The organism is Vallitalea pronyensis (genome assembly GCF_018141445.1).
In the GTDB taxonomy this organism is placed as follows: domain Bacteria; phylum Bacillota; class Clostridia; order Lachnospirales; family Vallitaleaceae; genus Vallitalea; species Vallitalea pronyensis.
On the sequence record NZ_CP058649.1, the window covers coordinates 1296268 to 1318446 of the forward strand.

The 22179-nt window shown below is 36.8% G+C and carries 16 protein-coding genes and 1 riboswitch; of the genes, 14 read left to right on the forward strand and 2 right to left on the reverse strand.

Annotation, left to right across the window (positions count from 1 at the left end; all coding sequences use genetic code 11):
- Positions 1-42 precede the first annotated feature (42 nt).
- The 3 genes from HZI73_RS05420 to HZI73_RS05430 all read left to right on the forward strand — a co-directional run bounded on the left by HZI73_RS05420 (position 43) and on the right by HZI73_RS05430 (position 5355).
- Positions 43-993 (forward strand): MerR family transcriptional regulator, encoded by a 951-nt coding sequence (locus HZI73_RS05420; protein ID WP_212697238.1) that lies wholly within the window; start codon positions 43-45, stop codon positions 991-993.
- Between the two features lie 541 nt (positions 994-1534).
- Positions 1535-4492: a hybrid sensor histidine kinase/response regulator gene (locus HZI73_RS05425; RefSeq protein ID WP_212697239.1), complete on the forward strand. Its 2958-nt coding sequence runs from the start codon at positions 1535-1537 to the stop codon at positions 4490-4492.
- Positions 4489-5355: a response regulator gene (locus HZI73_RS05430; RefSeq protein ID WP_212697240.1), complete on the forward strand. Its 867-nt coding sequence runs from the start codon at positions 4489-4491 to the stop codon at positions 5353-5355. Before HZI73_RS05425 ends, HZI73_RS05430 begins: the two co-directional genes overlap by 4 nt.
- 55 nt (positions 5356-5410) lie before the next feature.
- Here HZI73_RS05430 and HZI73_RS05435 read toward each other — a convergent pair whose 3' ends face one another.
- Complete coding sequence (locus HZI73_RS05435; RefSeq protein WP_212697241.1) at positions 5411-6055, reverse strand: class I SAM-dependent methyltransferase; 645 nt, start codon at positions 6053-6055, stop codon at positions 5411-5413.
- Positions 6056-6239: 184 nt separating this feature from the next.
- Here HZI73_RS05435 and HZI73_RS05440 point away from each other — a divergent pair, with 184 nt between their 5' ends.
- A complete protein-coding gene (locus tag HZI73_RS05440) occupies positions 6240-7781 on the forward strand; it encodes a helix-turn-helix domain-containing protein (RefSeq protein ID WP_212697242.1) in 1542 nt (513 codons plus the stop codon).
- Positions 7782-7955: 174 nt separating this feature from the next.
- Here HZI73_RS05440 and HZI73_RS05445 read toward each other — a convergent pair whose 3' ends face one another.
- Entirely contained in the window at positions 7956-8582 is a 627-nt protein-coding gene (locus HZI73_RS05445; RefSeq protein WP_246552521.1) for a TetR/AcrR family transcriptional regulator, read from the reverse strand.
- A 173-nt stretch (positions 8583-8755) separates the two neighbouring features.
- Here HZI73_RS05445 and HZI73_RS05450 point away from each other — a divergent pair, with 173 nt between their 5' ends.
- The 10 genes from HZI73_RS05450 to HZI73_RS05495 all read left to right on the forward strand — a co-directional run bounded on the left by HZI73_RS05450 (position 8756) and on the right by HZI73_RS05495 (position 22145).
- Positions 8756-9265: a hypothetical protein gene (locus HZI73_RS05450; RefSeq protein ID WP_212697244.1), complete on the forward strand. Its 510-nt coding sequence runs from the start codon at positions 8756-8758 to the stop codon at positions 9263-9265.
- 48 nt (positions 9266-9313) lie between these two features.
- Positions 9314-10063: an MBL fold metallo-hydrolase gene (locus HZI73_RS05455; protein WP_212697245.1), complete on the forward strand. Its 750-nt coding sequence runs from the start codon at positions 9314-9316 to the stop codon at positions 10061-10063.
- A gap of 193 nt (positions 10064-10256) precedes the next feature.
- Positions 10257-11267, forward strand: coding sequence for a LacI family DNA-binding transcriptional regulator (locus tag HZI73_RS05460; RefSeq protein WP_212697246.1), 1011 nt, complete (start codon positions 10257-10259; stop codon positions 11265-11267).
- 51 nt (positions 11268-11318) lie between these two features.
- Positions 11319-13664 carry an endo-1,4-beta-xylanase gene (locus HZI73_RS05465; protein ID WP_212697247.1) on the forward strand — a complete coding sequence of 782 codons (2346 nt, stop codon included), beginning with the start codon at positions 11319-11321 and terminating at the stop codon, positions 13662-13664.
- A gap of 44 nt (positions 13665-13708) precedes the next feature.
- Complete coding sequence (locus HZI73_RS05470) at positions 13709-15853, forward strand: glycoside hydrolase family 3 C-terminal domain-containing protein (RefSeq protein WP_212697248.1); 2145 nt, start codon at positions 13709-13711, stop codon at positions 15851-15853.
- Positions 15854-16095: 242 nt separating this feature from the next.
- Positions 16096-17469, forward strand: coding sequence for an ABC transporter substrate-binding protein (locus tag HZI73_RS05475; RefSeq protein WP_212697249.1), 1374 nt, complete (start codon positions 16096-16098; stop codon positions 17467-17469).
- 126 nt (positions 17470-17595) lie between these two features.
- Positions 17596-18552: a carbohydrate ABC transporter permease gene (locus tag HZI73_RS05480; protein WP_212697250.1), complete on the forward strand. Its 957-nt coding sequence runs from the start codon at positions 17596-17598 to the stop codon at positions 18550-18552.
- The gene (locus HZI73_RS05485; RefSeq protein WP_212697251.1) at positions 18552-19400 is read left to right on the forward strand and encodes a carbohydrate ABC transporter permease; all 849 of its coding nucleotides are present in this window, start codon (positions 18552-18554) and stop codon (positions 19398-19400) included. The genes HZI73_RS05480 and HZI73_RS05485 overlap by 1 nt, the downstream gene beginning before the upstream one ends.
- Positions 19401-19805: 405 nt before the next feature.
- A complete protein-coding gene (locus HZI73_RS05490; protein ID WP_212697252.1) occupies positions 19806-20855 on the forward strand; it encodes a bifunctional 3-deoxy-7-phosphoheptulonate synthase/chorismate mutase in 1050 nt (349 codons plus the stop codon).
- 91 nt (positions 20856-20946) lie between these two features.
- A riboswitch (cobalamin riboswitch) is annotated at positions 20947-21128 on the forward strand.
- A 150-nt stretch (positions 21129-21278) separates the two neighbouring features.
- Complete coding sequence (locus HZI73_RS05495) at positions 21279-22145, forward strand: sirohydrochlorin cobaltochelatase (RefSeq protein ID WP_246552363.1); 867 nt, start codon at positions 21279-21281, stop codon at positions 22143-22145.
- Positions 22146-22179: the final 34 nt, after the last annotated feature.

Below are 22179 nucleotides of genomic sequence, written 5' to 3' on the forward strand. Positions count from 1 at the left end.
AACCTTGGGGAATAGTGTAGCATAGCTAGTGAGGTGATTAGTATGAAAATTAATGAAGTAGCAAAAAAAACAGGTCTTACAAAAAAAGCAATACGGTATTATGAAGAGAAAGAACTTATTTGTGTCAATATCAATGAGGAAAATGGTTATAAAGTCTATTCTCAGGATAATATTGATGATCTGCAAGTGATCGCTTTTCTAAGAAACATGGATATGCCTGTCTTAACCATTAAAGAATATCTTCTTTCGCCAAATAATCGGGGTGAGATATTGAACAAGCATTTAGGTTATATTCAGCACCAAATGAATCAATTAGATGTTGTAAAAGAGATGATTTATAAACTGATGGGTAATGAAAAACAGGATTATACTGTATTGAATGATCAATTAATGCATCGACAGCAAAATAGTTCAGATTATGTACTAAAGCAATTGGCACATCTATTCCCTGGAATTTTTGGTAAATACATCGTCATACACTTTGGGTCATTTCTTAATGAACCCCTTGATACCAAGGAAAAACAAGCAGCATTTGAAGCTATGGTTACTTATTTAGATGAAGCAGAACCTATTGTGTTGCCAGAAGAAATACGCATGTATCTCGAAGAGATTGATACTGGGGAGCTGATTAAGCATTATACACATGTCCATGAACATCTCATAGAAATTGCACAAATGAATGCGAAAGATGCAAAGGAGAAGTTGGAAAAAGACCTTGATGGTTATAGGGATATATGCGATGACAAAGACTATAGCAATTATTTTAAACAATTTAAACATCAAAATGAAGTATTTAGAAAAAATCTACAAGAAAATGGTTATTATGAAAAGTTCGTAGAGAATATGCGTGTTATAAGTCGTAGCTATGATGAATATATCCTTAACATGCAACGATTAGAGAAGCGATTAAATATAAGGTATGACGCCGAAGGCAGAATTTTAATGGATGATGTGGAAGATAACGAAGAAGATAACATGCTAGATCCACCGTAGAATAGGAGTATTTTGGAGGGGTTAGGAGTATATGAGTATGCTTGTTGAGATTTTGTTGAGATTTGCTATGGTATACTGTAGAAGTATTAAATACTAGGGATAGCAAGTTTATAAATAGTAAAATTAGAAAAGGTTATTAAAGGCGTAATAACTTGAAAAGAAGTGGGTTTATAGCTCTCGAATGATATCGAGAGCCTTTTTTTTGTTGTATAATAAAATCTTTATGCAGTATATGCATAAGAAGTGTTTTCATATGCATCAAGGATACTTTCTTAACAAGCAAGATGTAACGTAGCCTCTTTTGCTTCCTAAATCCATTTAATTCCTAGTAGGTCTTATGTAGGATATGTGCTATAATAAAAACCATGTAATACATGATAAATTTGAACTAATTCGTAAATGGCATGAAAGGGCATAGGACATGAAAGTAACGAAAAAATTCCAAATAACAAGTTTCATTCTTTTTTTACTCATTTTCATATGTTCTTTGGCTCTATGGCATTACAATCATCAAACGGTTGATATAGAGGCAAAAAATGGAGTGTTTGATTTATCTCAATACGATTTTAATAAAGATGGTCCCATTAAATTAGATGGTGAATGGGCGTTATATAAAAATCAATTACTTACCTATAAGGATTTTGAAGAAAATAAGCAGAAACAAGGACAGCTGCAGAAAGTGCCAGGTAGCTTTACCATTGATCAGAACAAGAAAGGTGAAAAAGGTTTTGGGTATGGGACTTATCGGTTAAGGGTTAAAACAAACGCACGTGGTATGAAACTGGGATTTAAACTATTAACCATGTCAACATCTTATTCAATCATGATTGATGACACGGTTATAGCTACCAATGGTCAAGTGGCTACATCTAAAGCTGCTTATATAGGTGAGTATAAACCACAAACGGTTCTATTTGAGCCTAAAAATAACACCTTTGATATCATTGTTCAAGTGGCTAATTATACATATAATCGTATTGGTATCTGGCATAGTCTTATCATCGGTGAGTATGAGCAAGTCGTTCATCTTAGAGAGACATCCTTTAGACGCACCATGTTTTTACTGGGTGGCATCGTCTTCATGTTGTTCTACCAGATTGGCATCTATTACTTACATCGTCATAGTAAACGGGCACACATTTTACTGATTGTAAGTCTTATCATTATGACGATTCGTTTAATATGTACAGGTGAGTATTATATTGTTCACATTATAACTGGTATTAAGTTTCCGATGATTATATGGTTAGAATATCTAACCATTATGTGGGGACCTGTTGTCATCACCTTGTTTAACTACGAGCTGTTTCCAAAAGAAATTTCGCGACGTGGTATTCGGTTATTGGTGGTTTTAGCCATTTTCAATACAATAACCATTACCTTTTTACCCATCCATATCTACACAAGTTTATTGGTGTTCTATGAAGCGTTGTATATCAGCACATTTATATATCTTATGATTCGTAATATAAAATCCATTCAAAAAGGCAGAAATTTCGCATGCCTTTGTGTGATTGGTCATGGGTTTGTTATTTTTACAAGTGTGGTTGATATTTTATATTTTAAACAAGTTATTCGTGTTATGGACGGTGGGATGACACCTTTTTCGGTGTTCATCATTATCGTATTGCACATGTTTATTATCGCTAAACAGCATGAAGAATCTTACAAAGAAGTCAACCGTTTATCAAAAAATCTCATTAAGCAGGATAAGATTAAAGATGAATTTCTAGCCAACACGTCTCACGAGATTCGAACGCCTTTACATGGCATGATCAGTTTAATGGAGCATCTTGAACATACCGGTGATAACTTAAAACATCAGCAAAAAGAAAACATCACGTATGCCATACAGAGTGGAAGACGGTTAGCTAGTCTCGTTAATGATATATTGGACTATGCAAAGCTTAAGAATGATGACTTGAAAATTCATTTAAAGGATGTTTCTCTAGCCAGTGCGGCTCAATATATTATTGATACTCAAAAATACCTGATTGCAAATGATGACGTTAACCTTTATCAAGAAATCGACCCATCCATAAAAGTTCATGTAGACGAAAACCGATTTATTCAGATATTAATGAACCTCATCAGCAATGCGATTAAATTTACCACGTCAGGCTATATTCAAGTCCATGGCAAAGTCGTGGATGAGTATGTAGAAATATGCGTGGAAGATACAGGAACAGGTATACCCAGCAATAAACTTCAAAACATCTTTGAAGCCTATCAACAATTTGAAGAAAATCATACTTCATTGGGGACGGGATTAGGATTAAATATAGCTAAGAACCTTGTTGAACTCCATGGGGGTAAGATTTGGGCTGAGTCTATTATAGGAAAAGGATCAAAATTCTATTTTACAGTGTTGCGGGGCAAGAGCCCTGGATATGGTCCATATGGTCCTTATGAGGTACAAGATGAGGACATAGACCAGAGAATCATGCATAGCGGCTATTTTAACAAAATGAAGATATACCAGAAAGATAAAAAGGATGCTATCCTCATTGTAGATGATGATTTTACGAATTTATATTCACTAACCCATATTTTATCTGTTGCGAACTATAAACTTTTTGTTACGTCCAATTGTCAAGAAGCCATTTATGTGATTGACCACTATAACATTGACATGGCAATTTTAGATATGATGATGGATGATATGACAGGTCTTGAGTTATGCCAATACATACGTGAAAAGTATACATTATTTCAATTACCTGTTTTATTGTTGACAGCACAAGTGAATAGGGATGCACTTATTTACGGCTTTAAAGCAGGTACCAATGATTTTTTAACCAAGCCTTTTAGTGGAGAAGAATTAAGAGCCAGGGTGAGGACATTAATAAAGATGAAAAAATCCGCTGAAGAAGCCATTACCAACGAAGTTGCATTTTTACAAGCTCAGATTAAACCCCATTTTATCTACAATGCCATTAACACAATGGTATCCCTGTGTGACACAGACCCTTGTCGAGCAGGAGACTTGTTGGTAGATTTTAGTCTTTATTTAAGAAAGAGTTTTGATTTCAATAATACCAAACAATGGGTCACATTGGATAGTGAATTAGATTATGTTCAAGCATATTTAAAAATTGAACAAGCTAGATTTGAAGATAAAATATACTGTAACTACCATATTGAAAAAGAGCATATGGGACTGATGATACCACCTCTTATCTTACAACCCTTGGTTGAAAATGCTGTGAAACATGGTATTACAAAAAAATCAGGAAAAGGACAAATAAACATACGCACTGAGCATGAAGCCGATTATACCATCCTTTCCGTAGAAGATGATGGCATTGGTATGGATAAAGAATCCATAAACCGTGTGATTTTACTGCATGAAACGGGTAAAAGTGTAGGGCTTAGAAATATTCATAAGCGGCTCATGCATTACTATGGCTTGGGTTTACATATCGAAAGTGAACCGGGGAAAGGTTGTAAAGTTACCATTAAAATACCAGATCCATATATGAAGGAGGGCATCGTATGAAAGCCATGATTATTGATGATGAAAAACATGCTATAACCAGACTTGTCAAATTGTTAGAACAAATACCCACCATTACAAAAGTGGTTGCTTTTGATGACCCGCTAGATGCCCTTGGCTATTTACCGAATCATCAGCAAGATATGATCTTTCTTGATGTGGAAATGCCAGTTCATGGGCTAGAGGTATTTGGTCGTATTATGGACATACAAACCTATGTACCTGTTATTTTTACGACTGCCTATGACCAGTATGCAATCAAAGCCTTTGAACTCAATGCAATTGATTATTTATTGAAACCATTTCGACGAGAACGTTTACTGAAATCTGTTGAACGTGTGGAAGAATATTATAAAACACTACCAAATGAGCAGGTTAAACAGAATCATACATTACATATTGACTGTTTTAAAAGATTGTCCATGTACCATGGTGACGAAATAATAAATCTAAACTGGCGGACAAAAAAAGCAGATGAACTGATTGCTTTTCTGGTATGTGAAGAAGGAACATTTGTATCAAAAGATAAAATTATTGATAGTCTTTGGCGGGATTTAGATAGTAAAAAGGGAATGAATAATCTCTATACAACGCTATATTATATACGACGTCAAGCCCAAAAATCCAATGTAAAAATTCCCATTGAATCTTTACGTGGAAAGATGCGATTTAATATAGAAAACATCCATGTGGATATGATTGCCTTATCCAACGTGTACACCAGCTATAAGAAAGGTGATGCAATTAATAGGGATTATGTCAACGCCTTATATAAAGGGATGTTGTTAGAAGAACATGATTACCCTTGGGCTATCATACTTCAATCAAAATATGAGCATATCTATCAAGAACTGATGTATGATTAAGACACATCAGTTCTTATGTTCATGAATAAATATAAATCTAATCAAGCCTATTTCGCTAGGCCATATTCTCACCCATATAATAAAACCCTCTTGACGTATTACCGTTCATGGTTGTATACGACATTTCTTGAAAGGCGATCTGCTTAAAAGGACTTGTCAGTTCAGTTATCCACTGGATATGATGATGGCGCATGATAGCACCTTCCGGTAGCTGAAAGACACCATATTGGTTGAATTTGTTTTCATACATCTCGTATCGTTTCACATTTCGTTCATCGGAATTTATTAAAAAATCATTAATATATAAGATACCTTGGGGCTTCAAAACACGTTGAATTTCTGAGATAAACTGACGTTGGTCATCATCACGAATAATACTGGTCAAGACCGCTAGTATGATAACTGCATCAAAGGTGTCCGCTTCATAAGGTAAGGTTTTGCTATCGGTGCATGCTAAATTTAGCTGAGGAAATTGTTTTTTTCCACGTTCAATCATATTCTTGGAAAAGTCAATGCCGTGTAGCTTGGTAAAGCCTTTTTCAGATAGCTCATTTAAAGTTCTGCCATAGCCACACCCAATGTCTAAAATAGCCTCATTTTTATGAACATACTTTAAAAAAATATCAAACTGAAAAGGTGTGGTGAAGTTTTTATGATCCGCCATCTTGTTCCAATAATCTTTTTGATAATCATAGTCCATTGGTATAATCTCCTTTTTACTTTTGGATAGTTTATCATATCTCAGGTCTTTTTTAAAGGATTAAAAATGGATTTTTAGAAAGATGCTTAGAATAATCAGTTATGGATAGTTGTGAAAATACATAAGGTCAAAAATGTCGAGTTATGATTTTAAAACCATGTTATAATGAATGTACTTCCGGAAGATGAATAAAGGTGGTTTGAAAATGGATTATTCCCTTACAATATGGTCAGTAGCAAGTTTTGTTGAAACCAGCGTAAAAGATAAGATGGATTACAAAGATTTAGAAAAGATAGTCGGGTTTTCTTATCGGCATATTCGAGAAGTGTTTAAAGAATCCACAGGTATATCCTTAGCCAAATATATGCTCATAAGAAGGATTTCCAATACAGCTTTTGAAATTGTTCATACAAAAGAATCCCTCACTGAAATAGCTGCAAATTATCATTTTAGCAGTTATGATTCCTTTACACGAGCGTTTAAACGCATTACAGGTATGATGCCATCGAGATTTAGGAAACAATCATGTAAGGTCGGTCGAAGACGATTGTTTATGGGGATGTATGCACCGGTCATTTATCGCGATGAGGAATATTTCATGATTTCACAACCTATACTGGAGGTAACAGATAAGATGAAAAGTGTAGAAAAGAATAACGGAACTTGTATTTTATATGGTGTTCCAAAAGTAGCTTATACTTATGAAGAGTGTACACCATTTCCAACCGTATTAAAAGCGTGCCTAAATTATATGGGCCAAACAACGGATTATGCATATATTATGGCAGCTACGGGAGCCGCATTTCGATTAAGATGGAACCTTAACTATTGGGATGGTGGCAATGTTGATATTATGAATGTATACAATGAGCCTTATAAAGCTTTTGAAAAAGGGTTTGCAGCGGCAGGTCGTTCATATAAGATTTTGACAAGAGATCAAGGGGATAAAGCATCCTTTATTCAGTTGATTACTTCTGAGATTGACCAAGGGAGTCCTGTTATAGCATTGGGAATCATTGGTCCACCAGAGGCTTGTGTGATTACGGGTTATCAGGATAATGGTCACAAAATCCTTGGATGGAATTGCTTTCAGGATAATATGGAATTTAACAAAGGAGTAACCTATCATCAATGTGGGTATTTTATCTGTGATAATTGGTGGGAGAATAAGGAAACCATAGCACTTATGGCTATAGGTGAGCAACAAGTGGAAAAAACGGGTATAAAAGAAATGGTTAAGAATGCCATTCAGATTATGACGAATAAGAAGATAACCCATATCGACCCATTAACAAAAAATATAAGAAATGAATTAGCAGGTGGGCAAGATGCTTATGACGCCTGGGCTAATGCTATTAGTCATGAACAAGAATTTCCTCAAAATGCTATATTGCCTATGCTGATTGAACGACTTATGTGTCAAAATGATGCACAAGTCATGATTGCAGAGGGAAGGTCCTATGCAGCATGCTTCACTGAATACATAGGAAAATGCCATCCAAATCTAGCAGAAAAATGCCATCATGTAGCTGATTTGTTTCGAAAAGAAGCAAAATGTGCCATGGATATGGATGTGATTAAAGGTGGTTTTGAACAACATGAAGAAGCAAGCAAACGATTTGCTGACTCTGAAGTTAGGAAAAAAATTGTAACACTTATTCAACAGGCAAAAGCTTATGACTTGCAGGCACGACAAGGTCTGGAAGAAATATTAGAGATGTTATGACAAAATTATGGATGAAGTGTTGACGTATAAACAGCTTCACCTGTCATGTAAAAGGAGATTCTAAACAACAGAATCTCCTTTTTGCTCTTATAGAAAAGTTCTCATTTGTACGAAGGAAACTTTCCTAACAAAACAACTTGCTTAGCAAGAACAACGTAGTCGCTTTGTACACTATCAATGTTGTCTAAGAGAGTCCATCATCAGATGAATGGCGTGTTTGACAAATTGCTTCATATGAAGGTCATAGTGTTTTACAAAAGATTCGCCATGCTCATTAAGGGTTTTAAAAAAACCCGTCAGCATAAACATAAAGCTATAAGTGGTCTCCACACACTGTACATCTTGCTTAATGCTTCCATCAGTAATACCCCGTGTGATTGATTGTTGCACAAGGTCAACGATACGTGCTTCAATATCTGTCCAAGAACTCTCTAGGAATAATTGTGGATTTTTTTGTTTTATGAAGCTAACATGGTGGATAATATAAAATAACGAACGATGTTTCTCATAAAAGAAATAGTATTGCATGCACATGTCTTGTAATAATGTTATACCATTTTTGCCAGCTGTTTCCACAGATGAAAGGTACCCATATAATTTTTCGTTACCCCTTAAAGCAACAGACATATATAAATGGTCTTTCGTTGGGAAATATTTATACACGGTGGTCTTGGTAAAAACAGCTTCTTTTGCAATTTCAGCTACTGAAGTTGCATCATACCCTTTCTCAATAAATACTTTTTCAGCAGCGGTTATGATAGCATCTCTTCGAGCTTGTTTATCAAGCTCAGCTCTTGTCATTGAAGTCAAGATTTCATCCTCCCTATTGACATACGTTTTATATGAGGGTATACTTAAAGAACACTAAGTGTACTTGCGGTACACTTAAAATACTTAGAGTATAACATATGTACCAATAATATACTCATTGTAGAGTATATATGACGAATTTGTCAAGAAGGAGGAAGGGAAGTATGAAAAAAAATCATATCATGAGAGCTTTATTTATCGTAACACTTATTACTTTTTTTATTGTGGACAGATGGTTAAAAAACAGTACAGGAATAAAATATACTTTGGATATGATGCTATATTACGATAGTGAGCATGTAAAAGAATGGCTTCAGTTAATGGGTCATAAGGGACAGGAAATCTATCGTTTATTACATAAAGTGGATTATTTATTTATTGTTGCATTTGCAGCCTTGCAGATACAAGTTTTATATGAAAGAGCACAGGTTAATCCGCTAGTCATAAGAAAAGAAATATTGTACTTACCCGTTATATTAAGAGGTATTGCTGATATTGGTGAAAATATAACCATTGACTATCTGCTACACACTTATCCTACAATCGAAAAAACGTTTGTCAATATAGCTTATACCATGACTTTCTTAAAATGGATTTTTTTAATATTATTTTTGGTTGAAATCATTTACTTTTATTATAGAAAACGATTCTGTATAATAAAAGTAGAATCGTAAAAAATGATAGAGAAGGGTCTATGCAAATAAAAATGGAGGCGTATGTCAATGAGTTTAGTCAAAAGTAAGAAAAGAGTAACAGAACCGGTACAATTTACAATTGAAGAGGATATGGTATTAACAGCTACAGGGGCCGTTAATATTCATGTACCATTCATTGTTAATCATGTGGATTTCTTTCCATCTAGTTTTAAGTTGGAAGCAGGAGGCAAACGTATCTTTTTGGACCCTGTTATCATTGAGGGGGAAGAAAAGGCAGATTATATCCTATTAACCCATGGTCATGAAGACCATTTTTCCATACCGGATATAAAGAAACTGGTTAAAAAAGAGACGGTTGTTGTTTGTCCATCAAAGGTATATAAAAAATTAACAAAGCACATACAAGGTTGTATCATACAAAAAATCGAACCAGGTGAACATCTGGATGATGATTCCTTTCGCATTCAAGCAATAGGTGCTTACAATGTTAAAGCGAAAGTCATAGCGCCTCATGCAAAATCAGCTGGAAATGTAGGTTATATCATAACCAAAGACCATGTTAGCGTATACCATGCAGGCGACACCGATTATACACCCGAGATGAGCCAGCTTAAGAACATAACCGTTGCCTTAACACCTATAGATGGTGGAAAGTTAACCATGACAACGGAAGAAGCAGGGGCATTTATTAATCATATCAAACCGAAGTATACCATCCCTATGCATTATAATCTTGGCACAGATCAACTGGAAGTCTTTAAAAAACTGGTCAATGAAAATACCAACGTCATTATTATGGATCGGCATCCTTCATAGATTAGCAGAGGAAATAGTTTCTTAATTTCTCCATGAAAAATAACGACTATAGGGCTGTAAGACGGATGAATGGTCATATTGAATGAGAAATTTTAAGCAGATAAGAGATTATGGTTATAATTGTACAAAAAAATGTCTTGAAAACGGTCCCAAATTGTGATATGCTATTAGATATAAAGAGTAGGTGAGTATAATGATTAGCATATATGACATAGCCAAAGAGGCAGGTGTATCAAAAAGTACTGTCTCACGTGTTGTGAATAACCAACCAGGGGTCATTGATTCAAAACGAGAAAAAGTATTACAAGCCATTGAAAAGTTAGATTACAAACCACATTCAGCTGCAAGAAACTTGGCATTGAAAAAAACAAATGTTGTTGCTGTATTTGTACGTGAGTTATCGGCTAATTTTTATGCAGAATTTGTGCATGACATTAATCATATTTTTGACGATGAGTTTAACTATGGTGCTATTTATTGCAACCGTAATAGCCATTCACCATCCCGAGTGGATTATTTAGGATTGGTGAATAAAAGTGTTGACGGCTACATTTTTATTGGTGAAGATTCTGTCACAGAGAAAGAGTTGGAAGTCCTTGTTAGAGCAGGGGAATCTGTAGTTGTTCTTGGAACCAATTTAAAGGTGGATGGGGTATTGTCCATTGATGTTAACAATTATGAGGTAACCTATGAAGCCATTAAACATTTAATTGACTTAGGCCACCAAAAGATTATACATATCGGTGCAGCTGAAACAAGTGTCGAATTTCAAGAACGTCACCGAGGCTATGAGCAGGCATTAAAAGATTTTGGTCTTACTTATAACTCATCCAGAAATATTGGTTATGAATACGAAGATGCCTATCAATATGGACTTATTCTAGCGGATGAAGTATTCAAGGAAGGATTAACAGCAGCATTTTGCTTCAATGATACAGCAGCAGTAGGCTTGATTAATGGCTTGCAGGAGAAGGGTATTAAAGTGCCCAAGGATTTCTCCGTTGTGGGTTTTGACGACTTGCCATTGGTAAGAATGACAAAAGACTATATACCACCATTAACCACTATTCGACAACCTCAAAAAGACATGGCTATCTATGCCGTACACAGCCTTCATGATATGATGAACCATGTAAAGAAGACAGAGAATCGGGTGTACAAATGTGAGTTAAAGATTAGAGAAACAACATCAAAACCAAGATAAAAATTTTTGGCAAATCTGGGAACGCTCCCAGAATGATTGAAGGAGAGATTTATGATGCGATTAAAAAGTAGATGGATACAGAGCTCTATGATCATCATCGTCGTACTGGGTGGGTTACTTGTTGGGTGTCAAAACAAAAAAACAGCACTTGTGGAACAAGAACAACAACATCAAGAAGTGGAACAAGGACAACAAAATCAAGAGAAAGAGGTAGCGTCTGTTGCTGTTGAAGGCCCTCCACAAGATATGACAGAATTCCGTTTAGGTGAAGCTGCAAAAGCGTACAATGTCTTAATTGGAGCAGCCATTGAACCAGCTTATCTTCAAGAGAAAGCTTATGCGGATACCCTTAAAAAAGACTTTACCGTTATAACCCCTGAAAATAGAATGAAATGGCAGTTTATTCACCCACAAGAGAACCAATTTACTTTCGAAGAAGGAGATGCTGTTGTAGCTTTTGCTAGAGAGAATAATATGCAGGTTCGGGGGCATGCCTTAGTGTGGCATATTCAGAATCCTACATGGTTAACCAATAGGGAATGGTCAAAAGAAGAACTTTCAAAGGTCTTGAAAGAGCATATTCATACAGTTGTTGATCATTACAAAGATGACATTTATGCATGGGATGTGGTCAATGAAGCTTTTGAAGGCGGTTCTTATCGTGAAAGTATTTGGTATAAAACCCTTGGTAAAGAATACATTGAAAAAGCTTTAATATGGGCAAGAGAGGCCGATCCAGATGTTCAGTTATTTTTGAATGACTATGGTATAGAGGAACCAGGTGTTAAGGCTGATGCCATGTATAACTTATGTGTTGAATTATTAGAAAAGAATATTCCTTTAGATGGTGTGGGCTTTCAATTCCATATGGATCTCCATCAACCCTTTGACATGCCAAGTGTGTATAAAAATCTAAAACGCTTTGCGGATTTAGGGTTAAAAATTGACATTACAGAATTGGATATAAGGATGTTAGGTACGCCTACAGAAGCGTTATTAGCGTTACAAGCACAGTATTATGGCGAACTGATGGATATAGCACTGGATTTAGATGCATTGGTATCATTCACCATGTGGGGATTTACAGATAAATACTCGTGGGTACCCGGTTATTTTTCAGGACAGGGATGGGCTTTAATCTATGATGAAAACTATCAGCCTAAGCCTGCTTATGCCACTTTAGCTCACAATATACTTAGGGGGCCAATACCGCTAACTTATGGCCAACCCATTGATACCCATAATCGACAATTAGTCAACCCATTAAAAGCATCTTATGTAGAAAATCCTCCTGTTGTGGACGGTTTGATTGATGAAGGTGAATGGGATAACATCTATACCTATGGTTTTTCCTATAATCAATTAGATGGGGAGAATCAATGTCTACCAGCTGATGAAGCCGATGTTTGGGCGGATTTTAAACTAGCGTATCATCAAGATTATTTATATGGATGTGTTCAAAGAGAAGATAACATAACCATCAACAATATTGTGGGTGAAACCTATAAAAATGATAATGTAGAAGTATTCTTAGAGTATGGTGATTATTTTAAGCAATTTCGAACAGTGGTGGGCCATGATTTCGAAAATGGCGATACCGATCATGTAGCTGTCTGGAATGGGGACGGTACGCTACTAGAATTTAAAGTTAAACTTCCAGAAACCGATATGACGGGACTGACCATGGGATTTAATATGGCACTTTCTGATAATGATTCAGGTGGCAATCGCAATTACCAGTTGTACCCCATTACGGGTATGAATAAAAGCTATTTGGGCAGGGATTTAACCTTACTACTATGTGAGGGTGATACGCCTAGACCAGCCAACTTCGATAAAGTGATACCCCCTATAAAATCACGTCAAGCACTAGTCATACCAACCATTGATGGGCAAATCAATGGGTCAGAATGGTCAGAAGGTGTGCGCTATAACTTCGCCTATGATTTATTAGAAGCACCCCATCATGCCATGCCAAAGAAACGAGATGACCTCTATGGTACTTATAAAATCAACCATAGTAATCATGCCATTTTTGGCTACATCACACGTATGGATGATATAACCATTGTAGAAGGTCCACTGAGTGAATCCGATAGCGTTGAGCTATTGATGACGTACCAAGACCAAGACATACATCTATCAGCCAAAATATTACAGGAACCACAAATAGTAGGAGACATCAAAAATTTTCAATACGCTTGGGATGAACAAGGGCAATTTTTTGAGTTTTATTTTGAGGTCGATCAACCCATTGAAAAGGATACCATTATCCCCATACAGCTCTTATTAAGGGATAATGACGGGCATGGGGTTAAGCACCTTGTATCGCCTTTCTTTGGCGGGAAAACGGGTCATGCAGTTGAGGATTTTGGCGAATTACAGTTTGTTCACTAAATGAACCCAATCATGTTGTTAGCATATAGAAGGAGAAAGATAAGATGAACTATACGTATCTTGATACAACCGTATCACTTGAAGAAAGAGCAAAAGATTTAGTAGGCCGATTAACTCTAGAAGAAAAAGTATCCCAAATGCTCCATTATGCACCAGCTATCCCACGCCTTGATATACCAGCTTATAATTGGTGGAGCGAATGCCTCCATGGTGTTGCAAGGGCAGGTGTAGCCACTGTATTTCCCCAAGCCATTGGGTTGGCGGCTACCTTTGATACAGATTTCGTATATGAGATTGCCAATGTGATTGCTGATGAGGCAAGGGCAAAACATCATGAATTTGTACGAGAAGGTGACCATGGCATTTACAAAGGGCTGACCCATTGGTCTCCTAATGTGAATATATTCAGAGACCCTAGATGGGGCAGAGGACATGAAACATACGGTGAAGACCCTTATCTTACAGGACAAATGGGTTTGGCATTCATTCATGGATTGCAAGGAAATGATGAGACGTATTTAAAAATAGCAGCCTGTGCAAAGCATTTTGCTGTACACAGTGGTCCAGAAAATGAACGACATTCTTTTAATGCAGTGGTTAGCCAAAAAGACCTGTATGAGACCTACTTACCTGCTTTTAAAGTATGCGTAGAAGAAGGCCATGTTGAAGCTGTTATGGGCGCTTATAACCGGGTAAATGGTGAACCTGCATGTGGTTCACCCACCTTGTTACAAAAAATACTACGAGAAGATTGGCAGTTTCAGGGTCATGTGGTATCTGATTGCTGGGCAATCTGTGATTTCCATATGCATCATAAGGTCACCTCAACACCCCAAGAATCAGCCGCTTTAGCTATCCAATCTGGGAGCGATCTCAACTGTGGTAAAACATTTGCCTCCCTTTTGTCAGCGGTTCAATTAGGCTTGGTAGCAGAAGAAGAGATTGATCAAGCAGTCACACGATTAATGATGACCCGTTTTAAACTAGGCATGTTTGATCCTCAGGAACAGGTATCCTATGCCAACATCCCATATGAGGTGAATGATCAAGACAGTCACCATGCACTGGCTATAGATGCAGCGAGAAGAAGTATGGTACTGCTTAAAAACAAAGACCAGCGCTTACCCCTTAGTAAGGATAACCTGAAGACAGTAGCTGTTATTGGGCCTAATGCTCACAACGCAGATAACTTATATGGAAATTACAGCGGTACGTCATCCAGATCCTGTACGTTACTAGAAGGTATACAGAAGACCCTGAAAGATAAAGCTCGTGTCTATTATGCCAAAGGGTGTGAACTCCAAGAGGACAAAACAGAAGCATTAGCCAATAGCCAAGACCGTATTGCTGAAGCCGTATCCGCAGCAAAACGTTCAGATGTAGCCATCGTATGTTTAGGTTTGAATGCACACATTGAGGGAGAAGAAGGTGATGTATCCAATGCGCAAGCAGCAGGTGATAAGGCTTCCTTGTTACTACCAGGATTACAGAATACATTACTTGAAGCCGTTGTAGCAACAGGTACCCCCACCATTGTGGTTATTGTTTCAGGGAGTCCGGTGGATTTGAGATGGGCACAAGAACACGTGGATGCTATTGTTGAAGCATGGTACCCTGGGCCAGAAGGTGGTGTTGCTTTAGCTGATTTATTGTTTGGCCACGTTGATTTTTCTGGAAGATTACCCATTACTTATGTCAGAAAAACGGAAGATTTACCTGATTTTAGAGATTACAGTATGAACAACCGAACGTACCGTTACATAGAGTGTGACCCCCTGTATACATTTGGTTATGGCTTATCCTACAATCATTATGTATACAGTGATTTGAACATTTCTAAGGAGGTATTACACCACGGTGAAAACCAAGAGGTACATGTAACGGTAACGAATAAAAGCCAAAAACCAGGTCGAGAAGTTGTGCAGGTTTATTTAAAAGATTTGGAGGCCAGCGTCAAGACACCCCATTATCAGTTAGTTGGTTTTAAAAATGTAGCGCTAAAGGCAGATGAATCCAAGACATTAGCATTCATCATTAAGAAAGAGCGGATGTGTGTGGTTAACAAAAGTGGCCAGTTGGTGTTAGAACCGGGTGGATTCACTGTATATGCAGGTGGTTGTGGACCAGATGAAGTCAGCAATGAGTTGACAGGTACAAAACCATTAGCCATTGATTTCCAAGTGGTTTAGTTTGGGTTTTATGACAAGAGGATAAAAATAGTTGGGGGTAGAAAACCATATCAGAAGGTATGACCTAGCTTTTTTATAACATAGGAAGGTGATAGCTGTACCACAAATACGCCACTTCCTATTCTTACTAAAAGGTATGTACAATCCTTTGAGTAACTGTATTCTTATCATGGTGATACAGATAATTTTGTGTTGACTAGCGAATAATAAGAGAAGGCATTTCAAAAAAAGGAGAGATTAACATGAAGAAAATTCTAAGTATACTTATGGTGTTAACAATGGTGTTCAGTTTGGCAGCTTGTGGGGCAAAAGATACAGAACCTTCAGGCGGGGGTAAAACAGGAAATGATAAAGCAGGAAGTGATACAACAGGTAAAGACACAGAAACCAGTGAACCATCAGGCCCAGCAGAAAATAAAGGGAAAAAATTAGTGGTATGGACATTCACAGATGAAATCGAGAAAATGATCAATGAATACTATTTGCGACATAATCCTGACTTGGGTTATGAGATTGAAATTGTTGTGATACCCAATGACCAGTATCAGCAAAAATTAGACCCTGTATTAGGTTCAGGCAAATCAGCACCGGATGTTTTTGCTCTAGAAGCTGCCTTTGTAAAGAAATATGTTAACTCTGACTTTACAAAAGATTTAAAAACATTGGGTATTGCACCAAAAGCAGATGAAACACTTCAATATGTACTGGATACGGTTACAGATGAAAGTGGTTCATTAAAAGGCATGAGCTGGCAGGCTACCCCTGGTGCATTCTTCTATAGAAGAAGCTTAGCCAAGAAGTACCTTGGTGTCAGTGAGCCAGAGGAGGTTCAAGGGTTATTATCTGATTTTGATCAATTCTATGAAGCGGCTAAAACAGTCAATGACAAATCAGGTGGGGAAACAAAACTTGTGAGTAGTTTAGGGGATTTACAAAACGTATTTTTAGCTTCAAGAGAGAACGGCTGGGTTGTGGATAATAAGTTTGTTATCGACCCAAAAGCAGAAGAATTGTTAGAGATTGGTAAAAAGCTTGAAAGTGAGGGACTAACCAATCAAGCGGAGCAGTGGACTGAAAGCTGGTTTGCCTCCATGTCCAATGACCAAGTCATGGGTTATTTCTTGCCAACCTGGGGACTTCATTATGTGCTTAAGTCAAATGCAGTTAACGCCAACACAGGTGAGTCCACATCTGGCGATTGGGGTATGATTCAAGGGCCATCACCTTATTTCTGGGGCGGCACATGGTTAACGGTTCGTGAAGGTACCAAAATGGAGAAAGCGGCAGTTGATTTGATTAACTATATTGCTTTAAATAAAGATTTCTTAACAGAGTATGCAAAAAACAGTGGGGACTTTTTAGCCCATCAAAGTGTGGTGGAGTCCATCAAAGACAGTTATTCAGAAGAGTTCTTAGCAGGACAAAATCATTATGCTAAGTTTGCAGAAATGGCACCATCCATTGATGCATCCATATTGACAGGAAGCGATCTTGATATTAATAATCTATTTGCAGAACAACTAACAGCCTATTCAAAAGGTGAAAAAGATAAAGAGACTGCACTGGCAGATTTTAAAGCAGGTGTACAAAGTGCATTCCCTAATTTGGATTACTAGACATTGAGAACCATCACCTGGTGATACATATAAGTATCAACAATTTCAAAGATAAAACAGGTTATTGTTGATACTTATTCTAGTGGGAAACTAAGCAATGTACTTTCATTGGAATGGAGCATGATTATGAATCAAGAAAATAATGTTGGTGTTTTAAGGATTAAGAAAACTTCAAAAAGAATGGGGAAAGCAAAGTACAGTAAATATGGCTATTTCTTTGTAGCTCCCTTCATTATTGCTTTTATACTATTTCAATTGTATCCAATTATTTATACATTTGTGCTTAGCTTTACGGATTTAGCAGGTTGGGAAACCAAATTGGATTTTGTTGGTGTGAAAAATTACGTAGCCATAGTAAAGAATTCACATTTTATTAGAGCTCTTCAAAACACATGGATTATTTGGGTTATCAATTTTGTACCTCAGATAGCCATTGCGTTGATGTTGGCAAAGTGGTTCACAGATACCCGAATCAAATTAAAAGGTGCGGGACTTTTTAAAACAACATTTTATATGCCTAACATTATAACAGCCGCATCTGTAGCTATTTTATTCTATACGTTATTTAGTTATCCAGTAGGTCCTGTTAATCAAATCTTAATGAAGCTCAATGTGTTAGCAGAGCCTTTTGATTTCTTTAGAAGTAAAACGGGCACAAGGCTCATTGTGGCATTTATCCAATTCTGGATGTGGTATGGCAGTACATTTATTGTGATTAGCGCAGGCATTCTCGGTATTAACCCATCACTATTCGAAGCGGCACGTATTGATGGTGCCAGCAGCTGGCAGATTTTTAAAAAGATTACATTGCCTCTTCTGAGACCTATTACCTTATATGTGTTAATCACATCTTTGGTAGGCGGTATGCAGATGTTTGATATACCGTTTTTATTAACCAATGGAGCACCTGATTTTGCAGTGGAGACCTTAACCATGTATATCTACAAGCAAGCCTTTACAGGTAACCGTAATTTCTATGTAGCGGCAACGGCATCCATTGTCCTATTGGTAATTGTTTTATTGATTAGTTTAGTCATCTTTAAGTTCATGAATCGTCATAACAAGGAGGGTGTGAATAAGTAATGAAAAGTACTAGACTTGGTAAATACCATCATCTTACGATTGTTATTAAATATGGTGTCTGCGCCCTTTTGTTGATTCTCAGTATCTTGCCCTTTTGGATATTAATTGTGAATGCAACACGTTCAACAGAACAAATTCAACAAGGCTTTTCCATGGTGCCTAGTATTTATATGGGGTACAATTATGATATATTAACCTCAAAAGGCTTTAATATCATAAGAGGCTTTAGCAACAGTTTGAGCATTTCTGTTTCTGTCACATTTTTATGCTTATATTTTTCCGCTTTAACAGCCTATGGATTGGTAATCTATGATTTTAAAGGACGTAAATTCATATTTGCCTTAATCGCTTTTATCTTAATGGTACCTGCACAAATCAGCTTTATAGGGTTTTATCAGATGGTCTTAAGAGTTGGTTTGACAGATAATTATATACCCCTTATATTTCCAGCAATTGCTTCACCAGCGACGGTCTTTTTCCTACGGCAGTATTTGCTGGCGACTTTTCCAAAGGACTTGGTGGCTGCGGCTAGAATCGATGGGGCCAATGAAATGAAGACATTCCATCGTATTGCTATGCCTATCTTAAAACCAGCACTAGCGACCATGGGTATCTTTACATTTGTTGGTTCATGGAATAACTTCTTAACACCACTTATGCTCATCAGTACCCAAGAAAAATATACCTTGCCCATGCTTGTCCAGTTACTCAAAGCAGATATTTATCGAACGGAGCTAGGCGGTATCTACCTTGGTGTTACCATGACCATTATACCCCTATTAATCATCTATCTTATCCTATCTAAGTACATTATTGCAGGTGTTGCACTTGGAGGGGTTAAGGAATAAGTAACTTCCCAGAGATAGCATGGTTTTAGATAATGATAAATATTATGTATAGTAAGCTTGTTACGTTTAGACCCTTAATCTATTACGACTAATAGATTAAGGGTTATTTTTGTCAGTTACAGCTATAGCTAGAAAAAGATTAAACTGTCAGTATATTGAAAAAAAACAATCAGTAATATATAATATATATTGGTGTACGACAATTTGTTGTTGCTGGACATGCCATATAAATAATACCAATCAACCATATGCATGGCATGACATGTACAAGATTAAGAACCATTTGATGAAGATTGACATAATGAATGAGCTTATAAAAACGACATAAAAGGTTAAATGAAGTCTGTAACAATGCATGACTAACAATAATAGCAATCGAATATTTAAGAATAAGGAAGTGAACTCATGGAAAAAATTCAAGCTTTGAGGCAACAAGTGGATGAAGTGAATGAACATATATTACAATCATTAAATGCTAGAGCAGCATTAATCAAGCAGATTAGAGAGCTAAAAGATAAAGTCAGTAGCGACTATTTTGACCCGGAGCGAGAAGAGGAAATGCTTAGAAACATCATTGAAAAGAACGAGGGACCATTATCTGGTAAAATGATTGGTGATATATTTAATCATATATTTAAGGTGAATCTGGAATTTATGGGCATCAGCCATGAAAAATTACCTCTAGTGAGTGATATCAACAAAGTAAAATTTTGTACCATAAAAGAAATGTTTAATCTTGAAAAAGAAGGACCCTATATTATTGCAGGTCCATGTGCCATAGAAAGCCTAGAATACGCTGAGAAAATAGCTCAACTATTAAAAGGTAATAACATAAAATTTATAAGAGGAGGAGCCTACAAGCCCCGCACATCACCATATGATTTTCAAGGTTTAGGCAAAGAGGGTGTGAAAATACTGTCTCATGTGGGTAAAAAGCATAATCTCATTACGGTATCAGAAGTTGTTGATGGAAGTGAGGTTGAATCGGTAGCCAAACATATTGATATGATACAGATTGGGGCAAGAAACATGCAGAATTTTGAATTGTTAAAACGTGCAGGTGCTTCAGGCAAACCCATTTTATTAAAAAGGGGTATGAGTGCCACCATTAAAGAATTCATATTTGCTGCAGAGTATATCGCTCTTCAAGGGAATAAAAAAATAATTCTTTGTGAACGGGGTATCAGAACGTTTGAAAACAAAACAAGAAATACATTGGATATTTCCAGCATTCCAATCATTAAGAAGGAGACACAGCTTCCCATTATTGTTGATATCAGCCATTCACTGGGAAGAAAAGACATTATACAACCCATTGCAAAAGCAGCTTTAGCTGTAGGGGCTGATGGCTTAATGGTAGAGGTTCATCCCAAACCAGAACTGGCATTATCCGATAGCCGGCAGCAGTTAGACCCTGAAGAATTTCAAGAACTGCTTGGAGCACTGGAAGCATGAAGGGATAGTATAAATTAACAGTCTTGATATGCAAATAATTTAAAAAAGCATATTGACTTTCCTTCTTGTCCATTGTAGTATAGTACTTAACTACATATGTCGATGAACAGGTGCCGTATTGATACGGATAATAGGGAAGCAGGTTGAAATCCTGCACGGTCCCGCCGCTGTATTAGCTGAGTTATCATCATAACCACTGTCCATAAGGGATGGGAAGGGATGATTGTACGTTGAAGCTTAAGTCAGAAGACCTGCCTGCTCAGAAATTTGCAAAAACTCTACGGGTAATAGGGGCAAAATTTATAAACAACGATTGTATCTAGTAAGCTTTACTGCAATCCTGTTGTTTTCATAATTGAATGCTTGAACCACTTATCTTTGGATAAGTGGTTTTTTATTTTAAATTTAAAGGAGATATAAAGGATGAAGAAAATAATAATCATGGTAGTAAGTCTTATGATGGTATTAGCTTTAACAGGATGCCAGGGGGTCAATAGTAAAACAGATAAGAAAGCTTTATTAGTTGTGAGTTTTGGATCAAGTTTTGTTGAGAATCGGGTTGTAAGTATTGATGCCTTAGAAGAAGAATTGGGTGCCACATTCTCAGAGTATGATGCCTTTAACGCTTTTACATCCCAGATGATCATTGATATCTACAAAGAACGTGATCAAGTCACCTACAAAAATGTTGAAGAACAAATTGAGCATATCTATAAAAAAGGTTATGGAGAAGTTCTTGTGGTTCCCACCCATGTGATTAACGGTGAAGAATATGACCAGATGAATGAAGCGCTTCATCCATTTAAGGATAAATTTGAAATACTCAACGTCAGCAAACCTTTATTATCTAGTGTAGAGGATTATACACGGGTTATTGAAGCCATGATGGATGAAGTACCCGATGTGGATGAAAAGACAGCCGTTGTTCTTATGGGACACGGTACACATCATGATGCCAATAGCGCTTACCCAGCCCTTGATTATGCCTTCAAACATGCAGGTTATCCTCAAGTTTTTATTGGAACAGTAGAAGGGTCACCTTCTTTTGAAGATGTAGCAAAAGACATAGAGCAAAGCGGGTATGAGAAAGTATTATTGATGCCACTTATGATTGTAGCTGGTGATCATGCCTATAACGATATGGCTGGTGACGAAGAAGATAGCTGGAAAGTGATGTTTAAAGCCAAAGGATACGATGTGGATTACGTACTAAAAGGGCTAGGAGAACTTTCATCCATTAGAGAATTATTCGTTCAACATGCAAATGAAGCTTTGGTTGATGAAAAATAGAACCATTACCGTTGCAGAAGCTATGGCGTTTTTA